18 protein-coding genes are annotated in these 22,434 nt (G+C 55.5%); 11 read left to right on the forward strand and 7 right to left on the reverse strand.

What is annotated here, in order from left to right; all coding sequences use genetic code 11:
• Positions 1-141: 141 nt before the first annotated feature.
• Both INT20_RS07525 and INT20_RS07530 read right to left on the reverse strand, forming a co-directional pair.
• On the reverse strand, positions 142-1,089 hold the full coding sequence (locus tag INT20_RS07525; protein ID WP_193056702.1) for a hydroxymethylglutaryl-CoA lyase: 948 nt from the start codon (positions 1,087-1,089) through the stop codon (positions 142-144).
• Positions 1,090-1,099: 10 nt separating this feature from the next.
• Positions 1,100-2,305: a CaiB/BaiF CoA transferase family protein gene (locus INT20_RS07530; protein WP_193056703.1), complete on the reverse strand. Its 1,206-nt coding sequence runs from the start codon at positions 2,303-2,305 to the stop codon at positions 1,100-1,102.
• Positions 2,306-2,455: 150 nt separating this feature from the next.
• Here INT20_RS07530 and INT20_RS07535 point away from each other — a divergent pair, with 150 nt between their 5' ends.
• The 4 genes from INT20_RS07535 (at position 2,456) to INT20_RS07550 (ending at position 6,533) form a co-directional block, all read left to right on the forward strand.
• On the forward strand, positions 2,456-3,358 hold the full coding sequence (locus INT20_RS07535) for a LysR family transcriptional regulator (RefSeq protein WP_193056704.1): 903 nt from the start codon (positions 2,456-2,458) through the stop codon (positions 3,356-3,358).
• Between the two features lie 299 nt (positions 3,359-3,657).
• A complete protein-coding gene (locus INT20_RS07540) occupies positions 3,658-4,644 on the forward strand; it encodes a TRAP transporter substrate-binding protein (RefSeq protein ID WP_193056705.1) in 987 nt (328 codons plus the stop codon).
• Positions 4,645-4,701: 57 nt separating this feature from the next.
• The gene (locus INT20_RS07545; RefSeq protein ID WP_193056706.1) at positions 4,702-5,241 is read left to right on the forward strand and encodes a TRAP transporter small permease; all 540 of its coding nucleotides are present in this window, start codon (positions 4,702-4,704) and stop codon (positions 5,239-5,241) included.
• Positions 5,238-6,533 carry a TRAP transporter large permease gene (locus INT20_RS07550; protein WP_193056707.1) on the forward strand — a complete coding sequence of 432 codons (1,296 nt, stop codon included), beginning with the start codon at positions 5,238-5,240 and terminating at the stop codon, positions 6,531-6,533. Before INT20_RS07545 ends, INT20_RS07550 begins: the two co-directional genes overlap by 4 nt.
• A gap of 57 nt (positions 6,534-6,590) precedes the next feature.
• Here the strand turns inward: INT20_RS07550 and INT20_RS07555 are convergent, their stop codons facing one another.
• Positions 6,591-8,168, reverse strand: a complete 1,578-nt coding sequence (locus INT20_RS07555) for an aldehyde dehydrogenase (NADP(+)) (RefSeq protein ID WP_193056708.1) — start codon at positions 8,166-8,168, stop codon at positions 6,591-6,593.
• A gap of 11 nt (positions 8,169-8,179) precedes the next feature.
• A complete protein-coding gene (araD1, locus tag INT20_RS07560; protein WP_193056709.1) occupies positions 8,180-9,178 on the reverse strand; it encodes an AraD1 family protein in 999 nt (332 codons plus the stop codon).
• A 427-nt stretch (positions 9,179-9,605) separates the two neighbouring features.
• Between araD1 and INT20_RS07565 the strand changes: the two genes are divergently transcribed.
• Complete coding sequence (locus tag INT20_RS07565) at positions 9,606-10,394, forward strand: FadR/GntR family transcriptional regulator (protein WP_193056710.1); 789 nt, start codon at positions 9,606-9,608, stop codon at positions 10,392-10,394.
• Between the two features lie 39 nt (positions 10,395-10,433).
• The gene (locus INT20_RS07570; protein WP_193054272.1) at positions 10,434-11,360 is read left to right on the forward strand and encodes a Gfo/Idh/MocA family protein; all 927 of its coding nucleotides are present in this window, start codon (positions 10,434-10,436) and stop codon (positions 11,358-11,360) included.
• 117 nt (positions 11,361-11,477) lie between these two features.
• On the opposite strand, the gene INT20_RS07575 is transcribed toward INT20_RS07570, so the two are convergent.
• The 3 genes from INT20_RS07575 to INT20_RS07585 form a co-directional block, all read right to left on the reverse strand.
• On the reverse strand, positions 11,478-12,422 hold the full coding sequence (locus INT20_RS07575) for a glycoside hydrolase family 43 protein (RefSeq protein ID WP_193056711.1): 945 nt from the start codon (positions 12,420-12,422) through the stop codon (positions 11,478-11,480).
• A gap of 32 nt (positions 12,423-12,454) precedes the next feature.
• Positions 12,455-13,855, reverse strand: a complete 1,401-nt coding sequence (locus INT20_RS07580; protein ID WP_193056712.1) for an MFS transporter — start codon at positions 13,853-13,855, stop codon at positions 12,455-12,457.
• A 516-nt stretch (positions 13,856-14,371) separates the two neighbouring features.
• Positions 14,372-15,340: a LysR substrate-binding domain-containing protein gene (locus INT20_RS07585; RefSeq protein WP_193054275.1), complete on the reverse strand. Its 969-nt coding sequence runs from the start codon at positions 15,338-15,340 to the stop codon at positions 14,372-14,374.
• A gap of 180 nt (positions 15,341-15,520) precedes the next feature.
• Between INT20_RS07585 and INT20_RS07590 the strand changes: the two genes are divergently transcribed.
• From INT20_RS07590 to INT20_RS07610, 5 genes are all read left to right on the forward strand, one after another.
• Positions 15,521-16,741, forward strand: a complete 1,221-nt coding sequence (locus INT20_RS07590) for an aldose epimerase family protein (protein ID WP_193054276.1) — start codon at positions 15,521-15,523, stop codon at positions 16,739-16,741.
• A gap of 75 nt (positions 16,742-16,816) precedes the next feature.
• Entirely contained in the window at positions 16,817-17,809 is a 993-nt protein-coding gene (locus INT20_RS07595) for an arabinose ABC transporter substrate-binding protein (protein ID WP_193054277.1), read from the forward strand.
• Positions 17,810-17,849: 40 nt separating this feature from the next.
• Positions 17,850-19,343, forward strand: coding sequence for an L-arabinose ABC transporter ATP-binding protein AraG (gene araG, locus INT20_RS07600; protein WP_172117991.1), 1,494 nt, complete (start codon positions 17,850-17,852; stop codon positions 19,341-19,343).
• Between the two features lie 37 nt (positions 19,344-19,380).
• On the forward strand, positions 19,381-20,391 hold the full coding sequence (gene araH, locus INT20_RS07605; protein ID WP_193056713.1) for an L-arabinose ABC transporter permease AraH: 1,011 nt from the start codon (positions 19,381-19,383) through the stop codon (positions 20,389-20,391).
• 57 nt (positions 20,392-20,448) lie between these two features.
• Positions 20,449-22,194 (forward strand): IlvD/Edd family dehydratase, encoded by a 1,746-nt coding sequence (locus INT20_RS07610; RefSeq protein WP_193056714.1) that lies wholly within the window; start codon positions 20,449-20,451, stop codon positions 22,192-22,194.
• Positions 22,195-22,434 lie beyond the last annotated feature (240 nt).

A 22,434-nucleotide genomic window follows, 5' to 3' on the forward strand; every position in this document is an offset into this window, starting at 1 on the left:
CCGCCAGCTGTTATTTATTGTTGGCCAGCTTGCGGTGAAAATGTTGCTGTTGTGTGACGTTTGTATGGCGAAGTTGTGTCAGGTAATAGTTATATAGCTCTTTTGGTTAAAGGCCTCAATGTAGCCTGAGACTAGTGCCGTTCATTGTTGAATAGCGGATGCTGGCATCGCATAACGCCGCGTCGATTTACCCGCTTTCACCACCTGCCCCGGTACCTCATGGCCGATAAGCTCGGGGAGAGTAGCGGCGACGTTAAGCAGGACGTCCAGGTCAACGCCGGTGTCCACGCCCATGGCTTCAAACATATGTACTAGATCCTCGGTGCATACGTTGCCGGTGGCGCCGGGGGCAAAGGGGCAGCCGCCCAGCCCGCCAAGTGCTGAGTCGAAGCGGGTAATGCCTGCCTGCCAGGCTGCCAGGGCATTGGCCAGGCCCATGCCGCGGGTGTTGTGAACATGCAGGGTAAACGGCGTTTCAGGCCAGCGCTCAAGTACCGCTTCACACAGGCGTTTGACCTGGGCCGGGTTGGCCATGCCGGTGGTGTCGCACAGCGTTACCCCTTGGATGCCCAGCGCTATCAGCTTTTCAACCAGTTCCAGCACCCGAGCTTCGGGCACTTCGCCTTCAAAGGGGCAACCAAAGGTGGTGGAGAGTGAGGCGTTGATAAACACACCGCTGCCCTGTGTCACGTCCAGGATAGCCGAAAATTGTTCAAGGGATTGCTCGGGCGTCATGCGCAGGTTGGCCAGGCCGTGGCTGTCGCTTGCCGACATTACCAGATTGATCTCATCGACGTTGCAGGCAAGCGCGCGTTCGGCACCTTTTACGTTGGGCACCAGCACGGTGATATCTACGCCTGCCCGGCGCTGAAGGCTGGTAACAACGTCGGCGGCATCGCGCAGGTTGGGAATCGCTTTAGGGGAGGTAAATGATGTCGCCTCGATGCGCTTGAGGCCCGTGGTGGAGAGGGCGTCAATCCAGCGGATTTTTTCTTCTGTAGGCACAAAACGCGCTTCAATTTGTAGGCCGTCACGGGGGGCGACTTCGTTGATCTCGATTCTCAAAGGGCAGGGTGATAACTGGCTCATAACAAACTCCTTAAATGATGCCTGCCTGGCGCAGTTTGGTGCGGGTTTCTTGATCGATACCCAGCTCGTCCAGTACGTCGTCGGTGTGTTGACCAAGGTTCGGGCCGCCATTGCCCAGGCGCCCGGGCGTGGCGCTTAGCTTGGGCAGTACGCCGGGCACTTTGAGCGGCTGGCCGTTGGGGCGGGTAAAGGTTTGGATCATCTCCCGCGCCAGGTAGTGGGGATCAAAGGCGATATCTTCAGCGGTGTAGGGGTAGCCGGCGGGCACCCGGGCATCATCCAGGGCCTGTAGAATGGCGTCCCGCGGGCGTTCTAGCGTCCAGGCTTCAATGGCTGCATCAATCATGGTGGCTTGCTGGCTGCGCCCATCGTTATGGGCAAGTGCTGGGTCGCTTCCTAAATCCTCGCGGCCAATCACGCCCATCAAGCGTTTAAAGATGCTGTCGCCATTGCCAGCGATAAGCACGTAGTCGCCGTTCAGGCAGCGGTAGGCGTTTGAAGGCGTAATGCCGGGAAGGGCGCTGCCGCTGGGCTCGCGGACCTGGCCGCTGGCATCAAATTCCGGCAGCAGGCTTTCCATCATGGCAAATACTGATTCATACAGAGCGACATCAATTTCCTGGCCAAGGCCGCTGCGGTTTCGCTCTTGAAGGGCCAGCAAGGTGCCGATCACCGCGTAAAGGGCGGAAAGCGAGTCGCCGATGCTCACGCCCACCCGCACGGAGGGTTCGTCCGGCTGGCCGGTAAGGTAGCGCAGCCCGCCCATTGCTTCGCCAATTACGCCAAAGCCGGGCTTGTCGCGGTAGGGGCCGGTCTGCCCGTAACCTGAGATATGCACCATGATCAGCCGTGGGTTGAGGGCTGATAACGCTTCCCAACCCAGCCCCCAGCTCTCCAGCGTGCCGGGGCGAAAATTCTCCACGACAACGTCTGCCTCGGCAGTAAGTTGGCGCACCAAGGCCTGGCCCTCTTCGCTGCGTAAGTCCAGCGCCACTGAGCGCTTGTTGCGGGTTTGCACGTGCCACCAGAGCGAGGTGCCGTCTTCAATCATTCGCCATTTGCGAAGTGGGTCGCCGGTGCCGGGCGGCTCAATCTTGATCACGTCAGCGCCAAATTCACCCAGCAGTTTGGTGGCGAAGGGGCCGGCAATCAGCTGGCCTAGCTCAAGCACTTTTAGGTCCTGCAAGGGAAGCTTGCGCGCTTCAGGAGCATTCATTAAGGCTCTCCTCTACTTGTCGTTATTCGTAGTGAGCGCCAGCATGGGGCAGCCGTTTTGGGTCGACAATTAGGCAATGGGTAACAAAGGGTTCGTGGCTGGCGAAGGTATGCGTTAGCATAAGCAGACTGTTGGTTAAGAGATGTGATCATGCGCCGCTTCGACTTTGTCACCCTCAAGCTGTTTATTTCTGTGGCAGATGAAGGACGCCTGACGGCAGCGGCCGAGCGTGAGCATTTAGCGCTTGCTGCGGTGAGTAAGCGGATTAGCGACCTTGAGGCGCTGGTAGGGACCACGCTGCTGTATCGCCGCCCCAGAGGCGTTGAGCTAACCCCCGCAGGCCAGGCGTTTCTGCACCACGCCCGGCGCATCATGGATAATATCGAGCGCCTGGAAGCAGAGCTAAGTGAATATGGCGAAGGGGTGCGCGGCCATGTGCGCATCCACTCCAACACCTCGGCCATTATTGCGTTTCTTCCCCAGGATCTCAGCACTTTCTCTTGCCACTACCCCGATATTAAAATCGACCTGCAGGAGCGGGTGAGTAGCGAAATTGTGGCCGCCGTGCGCGATGGATTGACCGATATCGGCATCTTCGCGGGGCATGTCGCGGCACCTGACCTTCAACAGCTTTCATACCGGAATGACCGGCTGGTATTGGTAACGCCTGGCAATCACTCGCTCGCGGCGCGTGAAAGTATTGCCTTCAATGAGGCGCTCGACTTCGATTTTATCGGCCTCCAGCAGGATGCCTCGCTGCAAGCACTACTGCATGAACAAGCCAATATTGCTGACAAGGCGTTACGGATGCGCATTCAGGTGCGTAGCTTCGATGCCATTTGCCGCATGATTCATCACGGGATGGGCGTGGGCATACTGCCTGAAAAGACCATCTATCGTGAATTGGGCGATCTGGAGTTGAACAGTATTCCGCTTAGCGACCCCTGGGCGCAGCGCGAGCTGGTGATCGGTATGCGCCGCTACGCCACCCTACCGGCCACTGCCCGTCATTTAGTGGATCATCTGGTTAAGGCTGAAACGACGTCTTCTTAAAGGCTACGCGTCCCCTTTCGGGTTCGCGTTTGGAGAAAGCTCATTAACATTCTGAGCCCTCCCTTATCGGCTAGCCCTGAACAAACCTGGCTAACGACTGCCGGTGCTTCTCCATCTTTAGTCGTATGCTGTTTTACGAGAGCCCTCAAACGCCCACTGTCATGGAGTCTCCAGCCATCGTATTTTGCGAAGTCAGCCTTCTCGAACGTCGATTTGAGCGTATCGGCGGCTTGTTTCAAGATCGATAGAACAACATCGCACCATTCTGCCTATAACGACAAATTGAGAGAGTACATCTCATGCAAAAATCACTACTTGCCACGCTCACTGCAGTAGGCATTTTAGCGGTTGCTCCCTTCGCGCTGGCCAACCCGATTGAAATTCAAGTTAACAACACCATGAGTGAAGGCGGCTCTGAAAGTGCTGCGGTTGAACGCTTTGTGGAGTACCTGGAAGAGCAGGCGCCGGGGCGTTTCAACGTGCGGCCTTTTCTCGCGGGTTCCCTGGGCGGTGAAGATTCCGTACTGGAGCTGCTCAACCTGGGCCAGACCCAGCTTTCACTCACCGGTGGCAACTGGCGCCAGCAATATGCGCCGGAGTACGACGCCATTACCGTGCCCTTCCTGTTCACGACCTGGGACGAGGTGGATAGCTATATCGATAGCCCATCGGGCCAGACGCTGATTGAGCAGGCAGAACAGCAGGGCGGCCTCAAGTTTCTGGGGGTTCAGCACCGTGGCCCGCGCCATATGACTGCCAATAAAGAGATTCATACACCAGAAGATTTGCAGGGCTTTCGGCTACGTCTGCCGTCACTGCCGATCTGGCTAGAAGTTTGGGAAGAACTGGGCGCGCAGGTGGTGAACGTGCCTGCGCCGGAAATCTATCTCGCCATGCAGACCCGCCAGGTTGATGGCCATGAAAACTCCCTCTCTTCGCCCTACACGCGGCGCCTGTGGGAAGTGCAGGACTACCTCATTACCACCAGCCACGTGCAGTTCCCCTGGAGCTGGGTTGCCAGCGCGCGTTGGTGGGACGGTTTGGAGGAAGAGGATCAGGCGCTGATTTCTGAGGCGGTTGATGTCGCTCGTGCCTACGGCACCGAGCAGGAGCTCGAACTGGATGATTACTACCTGGATGCCCTTCAAGAAGAGGGTATGACGGTCGTCCAGCCGGATACTGAAGCCTTTCGTGAAGCGGCCATGCCCGCCATTGATCGTGTGCTGTCAGAAATGGCCGACGGTGTACGCGACGACGCAATCAGCGCGAGCCAAGTAAGCGACTGATCATCATTAGGTGGCGGCATGATGATGCCGCCACCGTCTTAGGTAAGGAGTTATCTTGTGGATGGAGCACTGCCACCCGCAAACGGAGCCGATCGTTTGGCTTTTTATGTCCTGCGCTATGTCACTCGCCTATGCGATGCCTTGGGTGTCGCGTTATTGGTTGGTATTTTAGGCTTGGTCGTGGCCGCCGTGGTTGCCCGCGACCTGCTCAACTGGGGCATGCCCTGGAGCGAGGAAGTCGTCTCGCTGCTGGCTATTTACGCCATTGGTTTCGGCTCGATCTCCGCTTGGGTACGTAGTGACCATCTGGTCGTGGACCTGTTTAGCCACCGGCTGGGTGCGCTGGGCCATCAAATGCAGTATCGGCTGACGGCCATTATCTCCGTCGGTTTTTTTGTACTGGCGAGCTGGGGCGCCTGGATCATGTCCGATATGAGCGCCAACAACAAAACAGTCTCGTTGAGTATCAGCTTCTCCTATCTCTATTACGGCTTGTTATTCAGTTTTGTTGCCATGGCGCTGATCGCCACTTGGCAAACCTTACGCGGCCCCGTCACGTGGTTGAATAAGCCCGCGCACGAGGAGATAACGCCATGATGGAACTTGCGATATTCGTCGGCGGGTTGCTGCTGTTAATGATGATCGGCCTGCCCGTGGTGGTGTCGATTGGGGTTACCTCGTTTATTGCCCTGGCGGTAACCGGAGCTGGCGGTTTGCCGGTTGAGCTGCTTTCGCTGCGCATGGTGCAAACGCTTAATAATTTCACCTTGATGGCGATTCCGTTGTTTATCCTGGCGGCCAACATCATGAACCTGGGCTCGACCACCACCCGAATATTTGATTTTGCGACGGCTTTGGTGGGCTTTACCAAAGGTGGGCTAGGCCACGCCAACGTAGTGGCGAGTTCTATCTTTGCCACCATGTCCGGCACGGCGGTGGCCGATGCCGCGGGGCTTGGCAGTATCGAAATCAAGGCGATGAAAGAGCGCGGCTATGCCTTGGACTATACGACCGGAATTACCGCGGCTTCGAGCGTGGTTGGCCCGATTCTACCGCCGAGTATTGCGCTGGTGGTTTACGGCTGGCTCGCCAATGTAAGTATCGGCGGACTCTTTATGGCGGGGTTGGTGCCGGGTATTTTAATGGCGCTGCTGCTTATGGGGATGACCGTTTTACTCGGCGCCACGGGAAAAGTCGTGATGCCTGCTCCCGTACCGTTTGATGCAGCTGAAGTCGTACGAACCGGTAAGCGGGCTATTTTACCCTTGATGATGCCTGCAATCATCGTTGGCGGTATTTGGGGCGGCTTCTTCACACCAACTGAAGCCGGCGCGATTGCCTCGCTGTATGCGGTGATACTGGGTGGGGTGATCTATCGCGACTTGAGTTTGAAAAGCCTGTACGACGCGTTTCGGCGTACGCTGATGTTCAGCGCGGTCATTCTGCTGATCATTGCGGTATCAAGCTTTTATGGCTGGATTCTGGTGCGTATGGGTATTCCCCAAGCGCTGGCTGGTCAAGTGGCCAGTATCGATATGCCCACTATTGCGCTGCTGATCTGCTTTGCGCTGTTCTTTTTGCTGATCGGCTGCTTTATGTCGGTGATCGAAAGCATCCTGATCTTTACCCCCATTGTGGTACCTGCCGCGTTGAGTGCAGGCTTGGACCCGATACATTTCGGTATCGTGATGGTGATTACCCTCTCGGTGGGGGTCATTACGCCGCCGTTCGGCACGGTGCTGTTCATGATGGTGGGTATTACCCGGCTGCGTTACGGCCAGGTGGTTAAGGCAGTACTGCCGTTTTTGCTGCCGATTATGGCGGCCATTCTACTGTTGATTGCTGTGCCGGGGTTGGCCACTTGGCTGCCTAGCGTGATGGGCTATTGATATAAAAATTGCCTCGCTGGTTTAACCAGCGAGGCAATAGTATGAACAGGCAGGCTGTTAGCCTTCCCGCTTACCATCCACCAGTCGCGAAACCTTAAAAGGATTATCGTCGCGCAATGCTTCTGGCAGTAAGCCAGCAGGCAGGTCCTGATAGCAAACGGGGCGCAGGAAGCGATAAATCGCGGCGCTGCCGACGGACGTGGTGCGGCTGTCGGACGTTGCCGGGAACGGTCCTCCATGCACCATCGCGTGACCCACTTCGACCCCGGTCGGCCAGCCATTGGCCAAGAGTCGGCCGGCGCGCTGCTCAAGCGTGGGCAGAAGTGATTTTGCGGCCTCCAGGTCGCCATCGTCCATTTGCAGGGTAATCGTCAACTGACCTTCGAGCTGGTCGGCAACACGCTGCATCTCCTGCACGTCAGCGCACTCAATGACCAGCGATGCAGCGCCGAAAATTTCGCCCTGAAGCGCGTCATCGTTAAGGAAATCCTGAGCGCTGGCCACAAATAGCCCCGGTTGGCAGCTATGCGGGCCGCTACCTGACTGACCACGGGCCACTTCCTTGACGCTTGGCTGGCCCGAAAGGGCGGAGACACCGCTTTGATACGCCTCATGGATGCCGGGCGTCAGCATCGTTTGGGCGCCGCTGGCTTTAACGGCTTCCCCAGCGGTAGAGATAAACGCATCCAGGTCAGCGCCTTTGAGGCCAATGACCAGGCCAGGGTTGGTGCAGAACTGGCCGGCACCCATGTTCAGCGAGGCGACAAAGCCTTCGGCAATCTTGTTGCCGCGTGCTTTCAGCGCCTCGGGGAACAGGAATACCGGGTTGATGCTGCTCATCTCGGCATAAACGGGAATCGGCTCGGGACGCGCCTGGGCAGTCGCCATCAAGGCCATGCCGCCGCTGCGTGAGCCGGTAAAACCAACCGCTTTAATACGCGGGTCTGAGACCAGCGCCTGGCCAATATCGCGACCTGAGCCGAACAGTAGCGAAAACACCCCTTCCGGCATGTTGCACCTGGCCGCGGCGCGTTGAATAGCGCGGCCTACCAGCTCAGAAGTGCCGGGGTGGGCTGAATGGCCTTTCACGACCACAGGGCAGCCTGCCGCCAGCGCTGAGGCGGTATCGCCCCCTGCTACGCTGAAGGCCAACGGGAAGTTGCTGGCGCCGAACACGGCCACGGGGCCAAGCGGAATATGGCGCTGGCGTAAGTCGGCACGCGGCATGGGCTTACGCTCAGGCTGGGCCGGGTCGTAGCGTAAATCCAGCCATTCGCCTGCGCGCACTACCGAAGCGAACAGCCGTAGCTGGCCGCAGGTCCGACCCCGCTCGCCTTCAAGGCGCGCTTCAGGCAGGCCAGTTTCGGCCACGCCGCGCTGGGTCAAGTCAGCACCAATGGCCTCAATTTCTTCGGCAATGGTTTCCAGGAAGTGAGCGCGCGCTTCAAGTGAGGTTTCGCGGTATTGATCAAACGCCGCTTCGGCAAGCTGGCAGGCTTTTTCAACCTCGGCGCGGCTACCACCGGGATAGCGCGGCTCCAGTGTCTCGCCGGTGGCCGGGTTAACGGCAACAATATCGGCTTGAGTACCGGTGACGGCCTGTTGACCGATAAGCAGTGTACCTTGCAGTGTCATGTAGCCTCCTGTTAAAGCGCGTTGACGATGGTTGTTTCGTGCTTGTGATTCGTTGGCATGCGTAGCGTGTTGCGTAGTGAGCGGCCAAAATCGTTAAGCGTGATCTCGAAACGATCACCATCGCGGGTTTGAATCTGATCAGCAAAGCTAAGAGTAGCCGTGCCGAAGAAGTGGACGTGGACATCGCCCGGGCGGCGAAAGCCTGCGTATTTGAAGTGGTGGTGCTCAAGATTGGCGAGGCTGTGGGCCATATTGGACTCACCGGTTAAAAATGGCTTTTCCCACAATGTTTGACCATCGCGCACAATGCGGCTGGTGCCTTCAAGGTGGGCAGGCAACTCTCCGATCAACAGCTCTGGCCCAACGCTACAGGCGCGCAGTTTAGAGTGCGCCAGCCACAGGTAGTTAAAACGCTCGGTAACATGGTCGGAAAATTCGTTACCCACAGCGTAGCCAATCCGCCACGGAGTGCCATCGTCAGCAACAATATAGAGCCCCGCAAGCTCTGGTTCTTCACCAGCATCCTGAGCAAACGCGGGAGAAGGCATGTCTGCTTCCGGCGCGACGATGCAGTCGCCATCGCCTTTATAGAACCATTCCGGCTGCGACCCTTCGGCGTTATCGGAAGGCTTTCCGCCTTCAACGCCGAGTTTGAACATGCGCATGGAGTCGGTCAGTTCCTCCTCGGCCACTTGAGTTTTTGCATGCATGGCGGACCGGGTATCGGCGCTGCCCAAGTGGGTGAGGCCGGTGCCGGTCACTAGGCAGTGGGCGGGGTCGGGATGCGTGAGCGGCGGCAGCAGGCGCTGCTCGTCGATTAACGTTTGGTAATCAACCAGCGAGTCGCCAAGCCGTGATTTAATGGCTTGTTCAAGCGACTCCCCAGCGGCAATAGCGGCTTTGGCTAGCGCGTAAGTGCCGCCCTCTATGGCGATGGGGCGAACTTTCTCAGCGCTCTCTACCAATGCGACTTTTAGTGTTTCTTGTTCGGTGTACTGAATCAACCGCATAGCGACATGTCCTTGTTAATACATCAAGCGCTTGCTCATTTGCATGGCAAACAGCAGGCAACCCAATGGTGTCTTGAATGGCATGAGGCGGTGTCATGTCACCCCAAGCGGGCTATCCGGGAGAGTGCTAGCGCTGCTTGTTAGAGGTGGCTGACGCCATTATTTGGAAAGTGCTATTCATCGTAGACGAACTGTTGAGCTTATTGCCAGTATGTTCAACATATACTTTTGTATGTGTCGACGTTATCACAAAGAAAGCGTAACGTCATAGCGGCTCCCTGGATTTAAAGGGAGTTGCCAATATCACGATGTTGTCATGAGCATTAATCAAGGGGAAATCATCAGTACCATCCGCTTGTATTACGCCCATGCTTGGAGAGGTTGATTACGTTATGATTGAGAAGAATTGTAATAGGGTTGAATCATAGTGACGTCATCTCTCAGTAAGCCTGTTGCTCGGCCCAGTATTGCCGAACATCTCGCCGAAGCTATCTTCGCAGGGCATTATCAGCCCGGCGATTTTGTGCCTCGGGAGCTGGATCTGTGTGAACGCTTTGCTATTAATCGCTCGGCGGTACGTAGCGATCTTCGTCAGTTGGTGGATGCGGGTATTATTGAGCGTATTTCAGGGCATGGCTCCAAGGTTCGTGAGTATTCTGAGTGGCATATCCTTGATCCCCAGGTGACCCATTGGTTAACGCGGTATGCTGCGCCAAACCCTGATATCCAGCGTGAAATACTGGCTTTTCGTTTGGATGTGGAACCTTATGTGGCGATGACCGCTGCCAAGCGTGCCACGGCGCACGATTTGGTGGCTATCGAAGAAGCATTTGAAGGGTTGGGCCAGAACCTGCGTCATGCCACCTGTCTTGAAGAGCGGCGTCTGCATAGTGAATGCGATGTTGCTTTTCATGAAGCGATCTTCAAGGCGACTCACAACATCGTTTGGGCACAGCTTTCCCATATCTTGCGCCCTTCCATTTATATGTTGGTATCGATGTCCAATGAGAGCGCCCCGGACCCTGATGAGAGTTTGGAGCAGCATCGCCAGCTAATGGAAAGTATTCGCCTGCGCCGCCCTCGGGAGGCGTTTTTGGCGGCTCAGGCCGTGTTGGCGGGTACCGCAAAGGCGCTGGGGCTTGAGAACAGTGCCAGCACCCTGGAGCCCAGCTCTTTGGGACCCAGCTCTTTGGAACTTAACATCGAGCGCCGCTGAACCTTACATTGATCCCACTTTTGCTAACAAGGCAAACGTATGTCTCACGTAATGATTGGCCTGGTCGGGGTGGGTAAAATTGCCCGCGATCAGCATATTCCTGCAATGGCAGCGGTCACTAGCTGCCAGTTTGTCGCCACAGCTGACCCTAACGCAGTACTGCCGGGCACTCCTGGCTATGCCTCGCTAGAGGCCATGCTGGATGCTCACCCCGAGATAACCGCCGTGGCCATTTGCACGCCTACTCACCTGCGCTACTCTCAAGCGCGCCTTGCGTTAATGCGTGGCAAGCATGTGCTGCTGGAAAAGCCGCCAGGGGCCACGTTAAGTGAAGTAGAGGACTTGATCGCAGTGGCTGACCAGCAAGGGGTTAGCCTGTTTGCTGCCTGGCATTCACGTTTTGCACCGGGCGTTGCCCATGCCAAACAGTGGCTAGCAGAGCGCAGTATTCGGCGAGTTGATATTGAGTGGAAAGAGGACGTAAGGGTATGGCATCCAGGCCAAGCGTGGATCTGGCAACCCGGTGGAATGGGCGTATTCGACCCGGGTATTAACGCGCTTTCCATTGCCACGGCCATCCTGCCGCAACCGTTTTTCCTGCGTCAGGCGCGGTTGCAGGTGCCAGAAAATTGCCAGACACCGATTGCCGCTGAGCTCTCTTTTACGGACCACCTGGATACGGCTATTGAAGCGGTGTTTGATTTTCGTCAGACCGGCCCGCAAACCTGGGATATTCACATTGATACTGATGGCGGGCGCGTAAGCCTGACCGACGGTGGTTGCCGCCTAACGATTGAAGGTCAGCAGATAGTCGACGCTGAAGAGAAGGAGTATGAAGGTCTTTATACTTACTTCGCCGAGCTTATCGCAGCGGGGCGCAGCGAAGTAGATGTCGCGCCACTGCGCCAAGTAGCCGACGCTTTCTTGTACGGTCATCGTGACGTAACGGATGCGTTTATCGAGTGATGGCCGTTCACGCTATAGAGAGGTGGCATCAACGACTCAAGCCAAACGAAAGGGCATATGGAGTCGTTGGTGGCGGGTTAACGCGGAACGTTAAAGCATTCGCAGAAAAATAAACCATTAATCAGGTGATGAGGGTTTTCCGAAAAGAGGGAATCCTTCTGCGTCCCATTGGATGCGTTTGACGTACGTATGTCGGTTCGGATCCCACAGGGGGTCGCCCTCAATCTCGGTATACGTGCGCGCGTGATACACCAGTAGATCCGTTTGGCCGTCTTCAGAAACGGTAAAACTATTGTGCCCTGGCCCGAAGAGCTTATTGGGCGAGTCGCTCTGAAAAACGGGGTTTGGCAGCTTCGTCCAGCTGGAAGGATCAAGCAAGTCGTCATCGGCATTGGCCCACAACAAGCCCATGCAGTAGTTTTCATCGGTAGCGCTTGCCGAGTAGGTCAGAAACACTCGGCCATGTCGGCACAGAACCGCAGGCCCCTCGTTGACACTGAAGCCACGCGTCTCCCACTCGAACTCAGGAATACTCAAACGAACCGGCGGCCCTGCAAGCGTGTCGGGTGTTTCCATAGGCGCAATATAGAGATTGGAATTGCCGGGGATGTCGGGCGACTTCTGCGCCCATAGGTAATAGAGTTTGTCGCGATGAGAGAACGTTGTTGCGTCGAGGCAGAAGCTATCGATGCCCGTCTCGACCTGAATGGGCGCGCTCCATGTGCCGGTCAGAGGGTTTTCCGCGTCAGTGCTAATTGCGTACATGCGGTGCTGGAATAAACCGTCTTTAATCTCTCGGCTGGGAGCCGCCGCAAAATAGATAGTCCAACGCCCTGCATGAAAGTGCAGTTCCGGTGCCCAAATCAGTTCGCTTAAAGGGCCTGTATCTGGTTTGTGCCATACGCTGACGGTACTGGCATCGGCAAGGGCTTCGATGCTTGATGCCCGGCGTAACTCTAAACGATCATATTCAGGCACCGAAGCCGTGAAGTAATAAAAGCCGTCGGTATGCTTATGAATAAACGGGTCTGCGCGTTGTTCTATCAAAGGCCTCATCGTCATTATGGTCTCTCTTCTTATAGGTTCGTTGCGCGTTATAGGTTCGTTGCGCGGTAGATAGGCCGCTGTTGTTGCTTTGGCGGCGTTTCAGGTAGCGGGGAGCCCTCTAAAAGGTTTGCTTTCATTTTTTCATAATAGCGATCAGTAATATGGTACTTGAACATTAAGCTGCCCATCAGCGTATGAAAGACGCCAGGAATGATAGAAAGCATCAACGCGATACCGGTTAGCGTAAACGCACTCTGTTCAGTATTAGGCTCATAGTTAAAATAGGTTAACAAGATGCCTACCAGGAAACCGGCTGCCCCCATGCCTGCTTTTTGAAAAAATGAAATACCACCGAACGCCAGTCCTGAGACACGCCGCCCAGTCTTGGCTTCTCCGTAATCTACTGACTCGGCGATAGCCGACCAGAAAACCGGAGCATGTAGGTCAACGGCAAAGGAAATAAAGAAATACAGAATAAAGGCCAACACGATATCGCCCGGAGAGACGGCAAAGAACATGATAACGCTCAGCACCCCGACGGCGAGTTGGCTCCAGCGGAAGAGGTTGAGTTTGCAGTAGCGTTTGGTGATCCAGGTTGAAGCCACCATGGCCAAGATGGCTGCGCTAACGCCCACGGTTAAGAAGGCTGACAGCATTGTCGCGTTAGCGCCGAGATAATATTTAGCGTAATAGGCCGCCACCGAGCTGCGAATCACATAACCCAGCGTGCCTGTAAAGCAGACCGCACATAGCACCATCCACTGATCGTTTTTGATTAACAGGCGAAACTGCTCTTTCAGTGGTTTCGTATCGATAGTGTGCTGGACGCGCTCGGTAGTCGTGAAATAACAGAACAGAAATAACAGGGTAGCGAGTCCTCCCATTAAGCCCATGGATACCTGGTAGCCCAAGGCAAGATTATCTCCACCCACAAATTCGGCAAGTATCGGCACTATGATCGTTACCAGGAAGGCGGCAATCTTGGCAAAAAACAAGCGGTATCCATTGGCAGATAGCCGGTCTTGCGGGTCCGGTGACAGTACTCCGGTTAAGGAAATATAGGGAATGGTCACCGCCGTGAACATGAGCGTGACAAACAGGTAGGTTGAGTATGCCCACACCAGCTTAGCGTTATAGCTCCAGTCGGGTGTAGTAAAAAGTAGTAGTACCGAGATCCCAAAAGGTACTGAAAAAATCAAGAAGTAAGGGCGGTAACGACCATAACGCGTATTGAATTTATCGGTGATAATACCCATAAGCGGGTCAGTCACTGCATCCATTAACCGCGCTACTAGAAATAGAATCCCCATATGGCTGGGTTTTAGGCCAAAAATATCAGTATAGAAGTAAGAGATAATCAGAAACATCGAAGATATAACGACATTGATCGCCATATCGCCGCTGCCGAATCCAACCTTTTCCAGATACGTAAGCTTTGGAGTTTTCATGGGTAGAGCCTTAAATGATAGATATGGCGACTAAGAAATTAGTGACCGCCTCTATAGAAACCGAAGGAGCAAATCACCTGACGTCCATGGCAATTCACTTTCGATAGGCCCTGAAACACGGTATGCGATATAGGGTTAAACGTAGAAATACGGCGATGTGCAGCATAGTGGCTCCAGTCGATTATTCTTTATTAGGATTGCCTATATGTTGAACATATGGGGAAAATGTTCAACATGGACTTTAGTCTGGTAGCTTATTCAGAGGCTTTAGAGGGACGTTTTTCTCAAGCACTGAGCAGGTTAAGCCAAGGCGAGCGGCGATGCCGACCGCTTGGCAATATCTGACCTGTCGGCTGTGTTCATGGGGCAGCCGCTACGCATCTTTCGATAAGGAGCGCAGTATTAATGTTGGTAAGGGTGCTGTGAGGAGGGGGCTGTGAGGACGTTTCTATGAGATAGCAGCAGTGAAAGGCCAGCTGCTATCGGGCTGGCCATGCTTGTTGTGCGGCTGCCTCGTTACGTTTCACTGCGCCCATCTTCGCGTTGCGCGTTCTGAGCGATAATCTCGCGGAGGGTGCTCATTAATAGCGCAGCCCCCGGTGAAAGTCGTTGGTGGCGTAAGCTGACCAGGCCGTAGGGCTGCACGCTAAGCGCTTCGACGAAGGGCAATTGGTGAAAGCGTTGCGGGGTGCAGAGTAGATCGGCCGTTTCGCGCGTGGTCACGGTGATGGTGTCGGACTTATCGACCAGCGCTAGTGACACTAGTAAGTCGGCAGTATCAACGACTTGCCGAGGTGGCGCGACCTGATGATGCAGAAACAGACTGTCAACACGCTGTCGCATGAGTGCGCCGGGTGGCTGCAGTGACCACGGATAGGCGGCCATGTCCGCCAGTTTTAACGACGTTTTGCCTACTAGCGGATGCCCTTCACGACACACAAAGCACAACTCCTCCTCGCCAATTTCTTCAAAGACAAAGCGCTCAAGATCGCTGCCTGGTGGAAGGCGTGTAATCGCAAAATCCAGCTCACCTTCCAGCAAACGTGGCACCAGCGCTTTGCTGACATCCACATCCACACTGATTTTAAGCTCCGGGCGGTCTCTGTGGACCCGTTCAATAGCGCTGGTTAGAAGCGTAACGGCGGGTGCCATAACGGTGCCGATAGCCACGGTGCCCGTATTGCCGTTGCGCAGCGCGGTCAGCTCTTCAGCGGTGTGGTGTAGTGTCGACAGCACACTATGCGCATGACGAATCATGACCTCCCCATACCAGTTAGGGGTTAGCCCACGCGACTGGCGATCAAACAGACGTATACCCAGCTTGGCTTCCAGGTCGCTGAGCAGTTTTGAGGCTGCGGGCTGGCTCATGTTGAGTTGGGCAGCGGCACGATGCAGGTTGCGGTGCTCGTCAAGCGCCAAAAATAGCTGAAAATGACGCAACTTTAGTCGAGCGTTGAGAAACCAGTTACTGTCAAGAACGCTCATGGAATAAGCCTTTCAGTGCTTTTGATAGCAATAAGTGTATCGGAATTAACGTGTTCCTATATTGGTTAGTTATGTAAGAGCTGTCTAGTGTAGGGCGTGTAGTGGAAAAATTGGTAATGAACCTGGTAGTGAACCGCATACCGCACGAATAACAATAACGATGTTAACAGGAGGAACACCATGCCCTCTCATACAGGTAGCGTTGGCTCAAGATTGTTACTGAGCGCAGGCGTCATCGCGCTGATGACAAACGTAGCCCAGGCCCAAAGTGATAAGGAACCCATGGCGAACAGTAAAGCAGAGAACGCCGTCGAACAATCGACGTTCGGCCAGTTGCCGGACGGCCGTGAGGTGCAAAGCTACCGGCTGACGAACGCCAATGGCGTTGAGCTTCAGGTCATTAATTACGGGGGCACAATCGTATCCCTGAAAGTACCTGACGTAGACGGAAACATTGACGATATCGCGCTGGGTTTTGAATCGCTGGATGGTTATCTGTCTGACACTTACCAGCAAGCTAATCCCTACTTTGGTGCACTCATTGGCCGCTACGGCAACCGTATCGCCGAAGGTCAGTTTGCGCTGGAGGGTGAAACCTACTCGTTAGCCACCAACGATGGTGATAACCACCTGCACGGCGGCGAGCAAGGGTTTGATCGTGTGCTCTGGCAGGCCGAGCCTTTTGAAAATGATGAAGGGACGGGGCTGGTGCTGAGCTATGTCAGTGAGGATGGCGAAGAGGGCTATCCTGGAGAGCTGACGGTTGAAGTGACGTATACCCTTACCGATCAAAATGAACTGATTGTTGATTACCAGGCCGAGACCGACAAGGCAACGCCCGTCAATCTTACCCAGCACAGTTACTTCAACCTTAAGGGTGAAGGAAACGACTCCATCCTTGATCATCAGCTTATGCTCAATGCCGATGCCTTTACCCCGGTGAGTGAATCATTGATTCCGACGGGCGAACTGCAGCCTGTTGAAGGCACGCCGTTCGATTTCACCCAGGCCACGTCGATTGGCGAGCGTATTGAGCAAGATAACGATCAACTGCGCTTTGGGCAGGGCTACGACCATAACTTTGTGCTTAACCGAGATAACGCCGAGCAAGGCGATCTGGTGATGGCCGCGAGGGTGTGGGAGCCACAAAGTGGACGGCTGTTGGAAATTGAAACCACTGAGCCTGGTATTCAATTTTATTCGGGGAATTTTTTGGCCGGTGATTTAACGGGCAAAAGTGGCAATGCCTATCCACAGCGCTCTGGCTTTGCACTGGAAACGCAGCATTTTCCCGATTCGCCTAATCAGGATGCCTTTCCCAGCACGGTGCTACAGCCAGGAGAGACCTACCGTTCACGTACCATCTTCCGCTTCTCTGCCCAGGACGATATGGACGCCTAGCCAAGTGCCTGACGAGCAGCAGACAGTGATTGCAGCAATAACATCAATAATAATTGGAACATCAGGAGCACAACAATGAGCATCGTAACCACGTTTACGCGCCTGGCGCTGGGTAGCGCCGTCATGCTGGCCTCGCTGGGTTCTGTGCAGGCACAGGACGACGTGAAGATGGGCTTTATCGTCAAAAAGCCGGAACAAGCCTGGTTTATTAACGAACAGCGCGCCGCTACAGAGGCGGGCGAGGAACTCGGATTCCAGGTTGTTCGTTTGGGTGGTGAAGATGGTCAAGAGGTGCTTAGCGCGATTGATAACCTTTACTCACAAGGCGCTCAAGGGTTTGTCATTTGCCCGCCAGATGTACGTCTTGGGCCTGCGATCATGAATCGCGCCGAACAGTACGGCATGAAAGTGGTGACCGTCGATGACCAGTTTGTTAACGCCAGTGGTGAGCCTATGGAAGGCGTACCGCACCTGGGTATGTCCGGCACCAAAATTGGCCAGCAGGTTGGTGAGGCAATTGCCGCCGAAATGGAAGCCCGTGGCTGGGATGTTGAGAACGTAGGTGCGTTGCGTATTACCAATAACGAGCTACCGACTGCCGTTGAACGGACGGATGGAGCGACCCAAGCGCTGCTTGCTTCGGGCTTCCCCGAAGAGAACATCTTCGATGCGCCTCAACAAAGTACGGATACGAGTGGTGCATTTTCCGCTGCATCACCGGTGCTTTCTCAGCGCGGTGATTATGAGCACTGGATAATCTACGCGCTAAATGAAGAGAGTGTGCTGGGGGGCGTTCGGGCGACCGAACAGTACGGCCTGGCCGCTGAGGATGTCATTGGGGTGGGCATCAATGGTTCAGGCGCGGCATTTGCTGAGTTTTCCCGCGACAACCCCACGGGCTTCCACGGCACCGTTGCGGTGAGTTCTACCATGCATGGTCGACAAACGGCTGAAGACCTTTACCGCTGGATCAGCGAAGACCAGGAGCCTCTGGCGATTACAGAAACGTCCGGCACGTTAATGACGCGTGATAACTGGGAAGAAGTGCGCGACGCGCTCGGTCTGTAACTGACTTTTTGTGACGGGCTATTTGGTGGAGTGCTCACGTATGTCTGATCCATATCTTCGCTTTGACAATATCAGTGTTGTATTCCCTGGGGTGCGCGCGCTGGATGGGGTGAGCTTTGCTGCTCATACCGGCCAAGTGCATGCGCTGATGGGCGAAAACGGCGCGGGTAAGTCGACGTTGCTGAAGGTGCTTAGCGGGGTGAACCGCACTGCAGAGGGGGCTCTCTGGATTGATGGACAGCGCCACGTGTTCAGCAATGCTCGTGAAGCATTGCGCGAAGGGATCGCCATTATCTACCAGGAGCTAACGCTCTCGCCCAATATGTCGGTCGCTGAAAACCTGCTGCTGGGCCAGCTGCCTACGCGTCAGGGGTTTGTGAACCGGCGAAAGATGCGGGAAAGGGCGCTGGCGATTCTGGCTGACCTTGGCGAGGGTGACATTCATCCCTCGACCAAGGTGCGCGATCTCTCTATCGGTCAGCAGCAGATGATTGAGATTGGCCGTGCATTGCTGCGTGATGCCCGCGTTATCGCTTTCGATGAACCTACCAGTAGCCTTTCCATTCAGGAAATCCGTCAGCTTAAACGCATCGTCAAACGCCTGCGCGACGAGGGGCGGGTGGTGCTCTACGTGACCCATCGCATGGAAGAAGTGTTTGAGATGTGCGATGCGGTCACTATCTTTCGCGACGGCCAGCATATTCGTACCCACGAAGATATGTCGCAGCTGACGCATGATCTATTGGTTAGCGAGATGGTGGGGCGGGACATCGATGACGTGTACGGCTATCGCGCCCGCGAGCAGGGCGATGTGGTGCTGTCTGTTGACGAGATTCAAGGGCGCGGCCTGAATGCACCGGTTAGCTTCTCCGTAAAGCGTGGCGAGGTATTTGGCTTGTTTGGCCTGGTAGGCGCCGGTCGCAGTGAGCTATTGCGGCTGGTATGCGGGGTGGAAGCGCCTAAAGCAGGTAGCGTGACGTTCCAGGGCGAATCGCGACGCTTTAAAAGTCCCGCAGAGGCGATTCGTTCTGGTATCGCCATGTGCCCGGAGGACCGTAAATCTCAAGGGATTTTCCCCGTGGCGAGCGTTGCCGACAACCTCAATATCAGCTGTCGGCGGTTTTTTAAGCGCTGGGGTGTTTTCCGTCACCCTGGCCGCGAACGACGCAATGCTGAAGCCTATATTCAGCAGCTTAGCGTTAAAACCCCCAGCTATCGGGCACCGATAGGCAAGCTATCCGGGGGCAATCAGCAAAAGGTAATTTTGGCCCGCTGGCTCGCGGAAGAGATTGACCTTTTCGTAATGGACGAGCCCACGCGTGGGATTGATGTGGGCGCGCGTAGAGACATTTATAGCCTGCTTTACGACTTGGCCGAGCAGGGAAAAAGCATTGTCGTGATTTCCAGCGACCTTGCCGAAGTTAGCTCCATCTGTGACCGCATCGCAGTGATGCGCGACGGTGAGCTGGTCGACGTGGTGCCAAGAGACGCCGCCACGCCCGAACGACTATTAGGCCTGGCACTACCCGCCTAAGCGGTACCCATTATCGAACACGTTCAGGACACCTGTGATGACATCGAACAAATTAACCCAAGACGGTGTTGAACCAACGCGCCCTGCGGGGCGCCAAGGGCTCGTTAAACCACTGCGCACGCTGTTGGACACCTCTGGGCTGATCGCCGTTTTTATGCTGCTCTTTATCGCCTTGGCGGTGTTTATCCCCGACTTTCTTACCGGGCGAAACATGGTGGGGCTGCTGCTTTCGATCACCCTGATAGGCAGCCTGGCGACCACCATGATGCTGGTGTTGGCGCTGGGCGAGGTGGACCTTTCGGTGGCCTCAATCGTGGCGTTTGCGGGGGTAGTGGCAGCGGTTGTGACCTCTAGCACCGGTAGCGTTTTTATCGGCGTTATAGGTGGCGTTGTTGCCGGGGGCGCGGTGGGGGCCTTTAACGGGTTTGTGATTGCCAGGTTTGGTATTAACTCGCTGATTGCCACGTTGGCGGCGATGGAGTTTGTTCGCGGGCTGGCCTATATCACCTCGGGCGGCGATGCGGTGATGATTACCGTGCCGGGTTTCTTTGACCTGGGTAGCGCTTCATTTCTAGGCCTGACGCTGCCGGTGTGGACCATGTTGGCCTGCTTTGTCATCTTCGGTGTGGTGCTCAATATGACCGCCTTCGGACGCAATGTGCTGGCCACGGGCGGTAACTCGGAGGCCGCGTCGCTCGCGGGGGTCAATGTCCGCCGACTCAAGATTATTGTCTTTGGTTTACAAGGCGTTGTTGCAGGCGTAGTGGGCGTGTTACTGGCCTCGCGGATGGGCTTGGGCGACCCCAATACCTCCATGGGGCTAGAGCTTGCGGTGATTTCTGCCTGTGTACTGGGTGGGGTGGCGCTATCGGGCGGCGTTGCCACTATCACCGGTGTAGTCGTCGGCGTACTGATTATGGGCTGCGTGCAGAATGCCATGGGGCTACTCAACGTACCAACGTTCTATCAGTACCTGGTACGAGGGGCAATTCTGCTGCTGGCGGTAATGTTTGACCGCTGGAAACAGACGCGACGTCAGCGCGCCTAACGACACTTTTTTCCTGTTTTGTTTCTATCTTTTACCGAATTGTACGGAGAGACGTCCATGTCTGAACGAAAGCCGCCCCTACGCTCTGCCCAGTGGTTTGGAACCGCCGATAAAAACGGCTTTATGTACCGCAGCTGGATGAAAAACCAAGGCATTCCCGACCATGAATTCCAAGGCAAGCCGATTATCGGCATCTGTAACACCTGGTCAGAACTAACGCCTTGCAACGCTCACTTTCGCAAGCTAGCGGAGCATGTAAAGCAGGGCATACTGGAAGCGGGTGGCTACCCGGTGGAATTCCCGGTCTTCTCCAGCGGTGAATCCAACCTCCGCCCGACCGCAATGTTTACCCGTAACCTTGCCAGCATGGATGTTGAAGAGGCGATTCGTGGCAACCCGATTGATGCAGTGGTGCTGCTGGTAGGTTGTGATAAAACGACCCCAGCGCTGTTAATGGGCGCGGCGAGCTGTGATATCCCCACCATCGTCGTGACCGGCGGCCCCATGCTTAACGGCAAGCACAAGGGCAAGGACATCGGTTCGGGCACCGTGGTCTGGCAACTTTCTGAGCAGGTCAAAGCGGGCGAGATTTCACTGCACGACTTTATGGCCGCTGAAGCGGGCATGTCGCGCTCGGCGGGCACCTGTAACACCATGGGCACCGCGTCTACCATGGCCTGCATGGCGGAATCCCTGGGCACCTCACTACCTCACAATGCGGCAATTCCTGCGGTGGATTCGCGTCGTTATGTGCTCGCACACCTTTCCGGTAACCGTATTGTCGAGATGGTTAATGAAGACTTAAAGCTCTCCAAAATCCTTACGAAAGAAGCGTTTGAGAATGCCATTCGTACCAACGCAGCGATTGGCGGCTCCACCAACGCGGTGATCCACCTGAAAGCGATTGCCGGGCGGATGGGGGTAGACCTTAAGCTGGACGATTGGAGCCGGGTGGGGCGCGGTACGCCCACAGTGGTAGACTTACAGCCCTCCGGGCGTTATTTGATGGAAGAGTTCTACTACGCTGGAGGCCTGCCCGCCGTACTAAAACGCTTGGGGGACGCTGATCGCCTGCCCTTTAAAGACGCTCTCACCGTTAACGGTAAAACCCTGTGGGAAAACGTCAAGGGCGCCCCGCTGTATAACGACGATGTGATTCGTCCGCTGGATAACCCGCTGACCGCAGATGGCGGTATCTGTGTGCTGCGCGGCAATCTTGCACCCAATGGCGCGGTGTTAAAGCCTTCGGCAGCGACCGCCGAACTGATGCAGCACCGTGGTCGGGCCGTCGTGTTTGAAGACTTCGACGATTATAAAGCGCGCATCAATGACCCGGACCTGGACGTTGAAGCCAACGATATCCTGGTAATGAAACACTGCGGGCCTCGCGGTTATCACGGCATGGCGGAAGTCGGCAATATGGGGCTACCGCCCAAGGTCCTTGCTCAGGGCGTCACCGATATGGTGCGTATCTCTGATGCGCGCATGAGCGGGACCGCTTACGGCACCGTGGTGCTGCACGTGGCACCAGAAGCCGCTGCTGGCGGCCCCTTGGCCGCGGTGCGTAACGGCGACTGGATTGAACTCGACTGCGCCAGCGGCCGGCTGCACCTGGACGTCAGTGAAGAGGAGATTCAGGCACGCCTCGCCGCGTTTGATGCCACGGCGGCCTCGACCCTCATCGCAAGCCAGGGCGGCTATCGCCAGCTCTATATTGAGCGAGTGCTGCAAGCCGATGAAGGCTGTGACTTTGACTTCCTGATCGGCTGTCGAGGCTCTGACGTGCCGCGTCATTCGCACTGATAAGAATTTCCTGATGATTTTTTTAACTATGATCGATGGCGGGAGTGGCCTGGGCAGGGTCTCCTTCCTGAACTTTTTATTGCATTCTGCACATGTTGTCTAAGCACTTTCCTCAGCATCCTGTTGCTCAAGATGGATGTTCTGATGCCAGCTGTTGGGAAGGTCTATTGTGTTTGTGGATCAGTCGCTGCCCGTTTTCATTTAAAACCTAAATGACGAAGCCATTAACTTAACTGGCAT

Source organism: Halomonas citrativorans, assembly GCF_014898005.1.
Classification (GTDB): domain Bacteria; phylum Pseudomonadota; class Gammaproteobacteria; order Pseudomonadales; family Halomonadaceae; genus Vreelandella; species Vreelandella citrativorans.

What these genes read in the sequence shown, in the direction of transcription:
- INT20_RS07570 (WP_193054272.1), top strand. Translation starts at nt 10,434, where the DNA reads ATGTCTCACGTAATGATTGGCCTGGTCGGGGTGGGTAAAATTGCCCGC.
- INT20_RS07540 (WP_193056705.1), top strand. Translation starts at nt 3,658, where the DNA reads ATGCAAAAATCACTACTTGCCACGCTCACTGCAGTAGGCATTTTAGCG.
- INT20_RS07555 (WP_193056708.1), bottom strand. Translation starts at nt 8,168, where the DNA reads ATGACACTGCAAGGTACACTGCTTATCGGTCAACAGGCCGTCACCGGT.
- INT20_RS07595 (WP_193054277.1), top strand. Translation starts at nt 16,817, where the DNA reads ATGAGCATCGTAACCACGTTTACGCGCCTGGCGCTGGGTAGCGCCGTC.
- INT20_RS07530 (WP_193056703.1), bottom strand. Translation starts at nt 2,305, where the DNA reads ATGAATGCTCCTGAAGCGCGCAAGCTTCCCTTGCAGGACCTAAAAGTG.
- INT20_RS07550 (WP_193056707.1), top strand. Translation starts at nt 5,238, where the DNA reads ATGATGGAACTTGCGATATTCGTCGGCGGGTTGCTGCTGTTAATGATG.
- INT20_RS07580 (WP_193056712.1), bottom strand. Translation starts at nt 13,855, where the DNA reads ATGAAAACTCCAAAGCTTACGTATCTGGAAAAGGTTGGATTCGGCAGC.
- INT20_RS07535 (WP_193056704.1), top strand. Translation starts at nt 2,456, where the DNA reads ATGCGCCGCTTCGACTTTGTCACCCTCAAGCTGTTTATTTCTGTGGCA.
- INT20_RS07585 (WP_193054275.1), bottom strand. Translation starts at nt 15,340, where the DNA reads ATGAGCGTTCTTGACAGTAACTGGTTTCTCAACGCTCGACTAAAGTTG.
- INT20_RS07610 (WP_193056714.1), top strand. Translation starts at nt 20,449, where the DNA reads ATGTCTGAACGAAAGCCGCCCCTACGCTCTGCCCAGTGGTTTGGAACC.
- INT20_RS07590 (WP_193054276.1), top strand. Translation starts at nt 15,521, where the DNA reads ATGCCCTCTCATACAGGTAGCGTTGGCTCAAGATTGTTACTGAGCGCA.
- araH (WP_193056713.1), top strand. Translation starts at nt 19,381, where the DNA reads ATGACATCGAACAAATTAACCCAAGACGGTGTTGAACCAACGCGCCCT.
- araD1 (WP_193056709.1), bottom strand. Translation starts at nt 9,178, where the DNA reads ATGCGGTTGATTCAGTACACCGAACAAGAAACACTAAAAGTCGCATTG.
- araG (WP_172117991.1), top strand. Translation starts at nt 17,850, where the DNA reads ATGTCTGATCCATATCTTCGCTTTGACAATATCAGTGTTGTATTCCCT.
- INT20_RS07525 (WP_193056702.1), bottom strand. Translation starts at nt 1,089, where the DNA reads ATGAGCCAGTTATCACCCTGCCCTTTGAGAATCGAGATCAACGAAGTC.
- INT20_RS07575 (WP_193056711.1), bottom strand. Translation starts at nt 12,422, where the DNA reads ATGACGATGAGGCCTTTGATAGAACAACGCGCAGACCCGTTTATTCAT.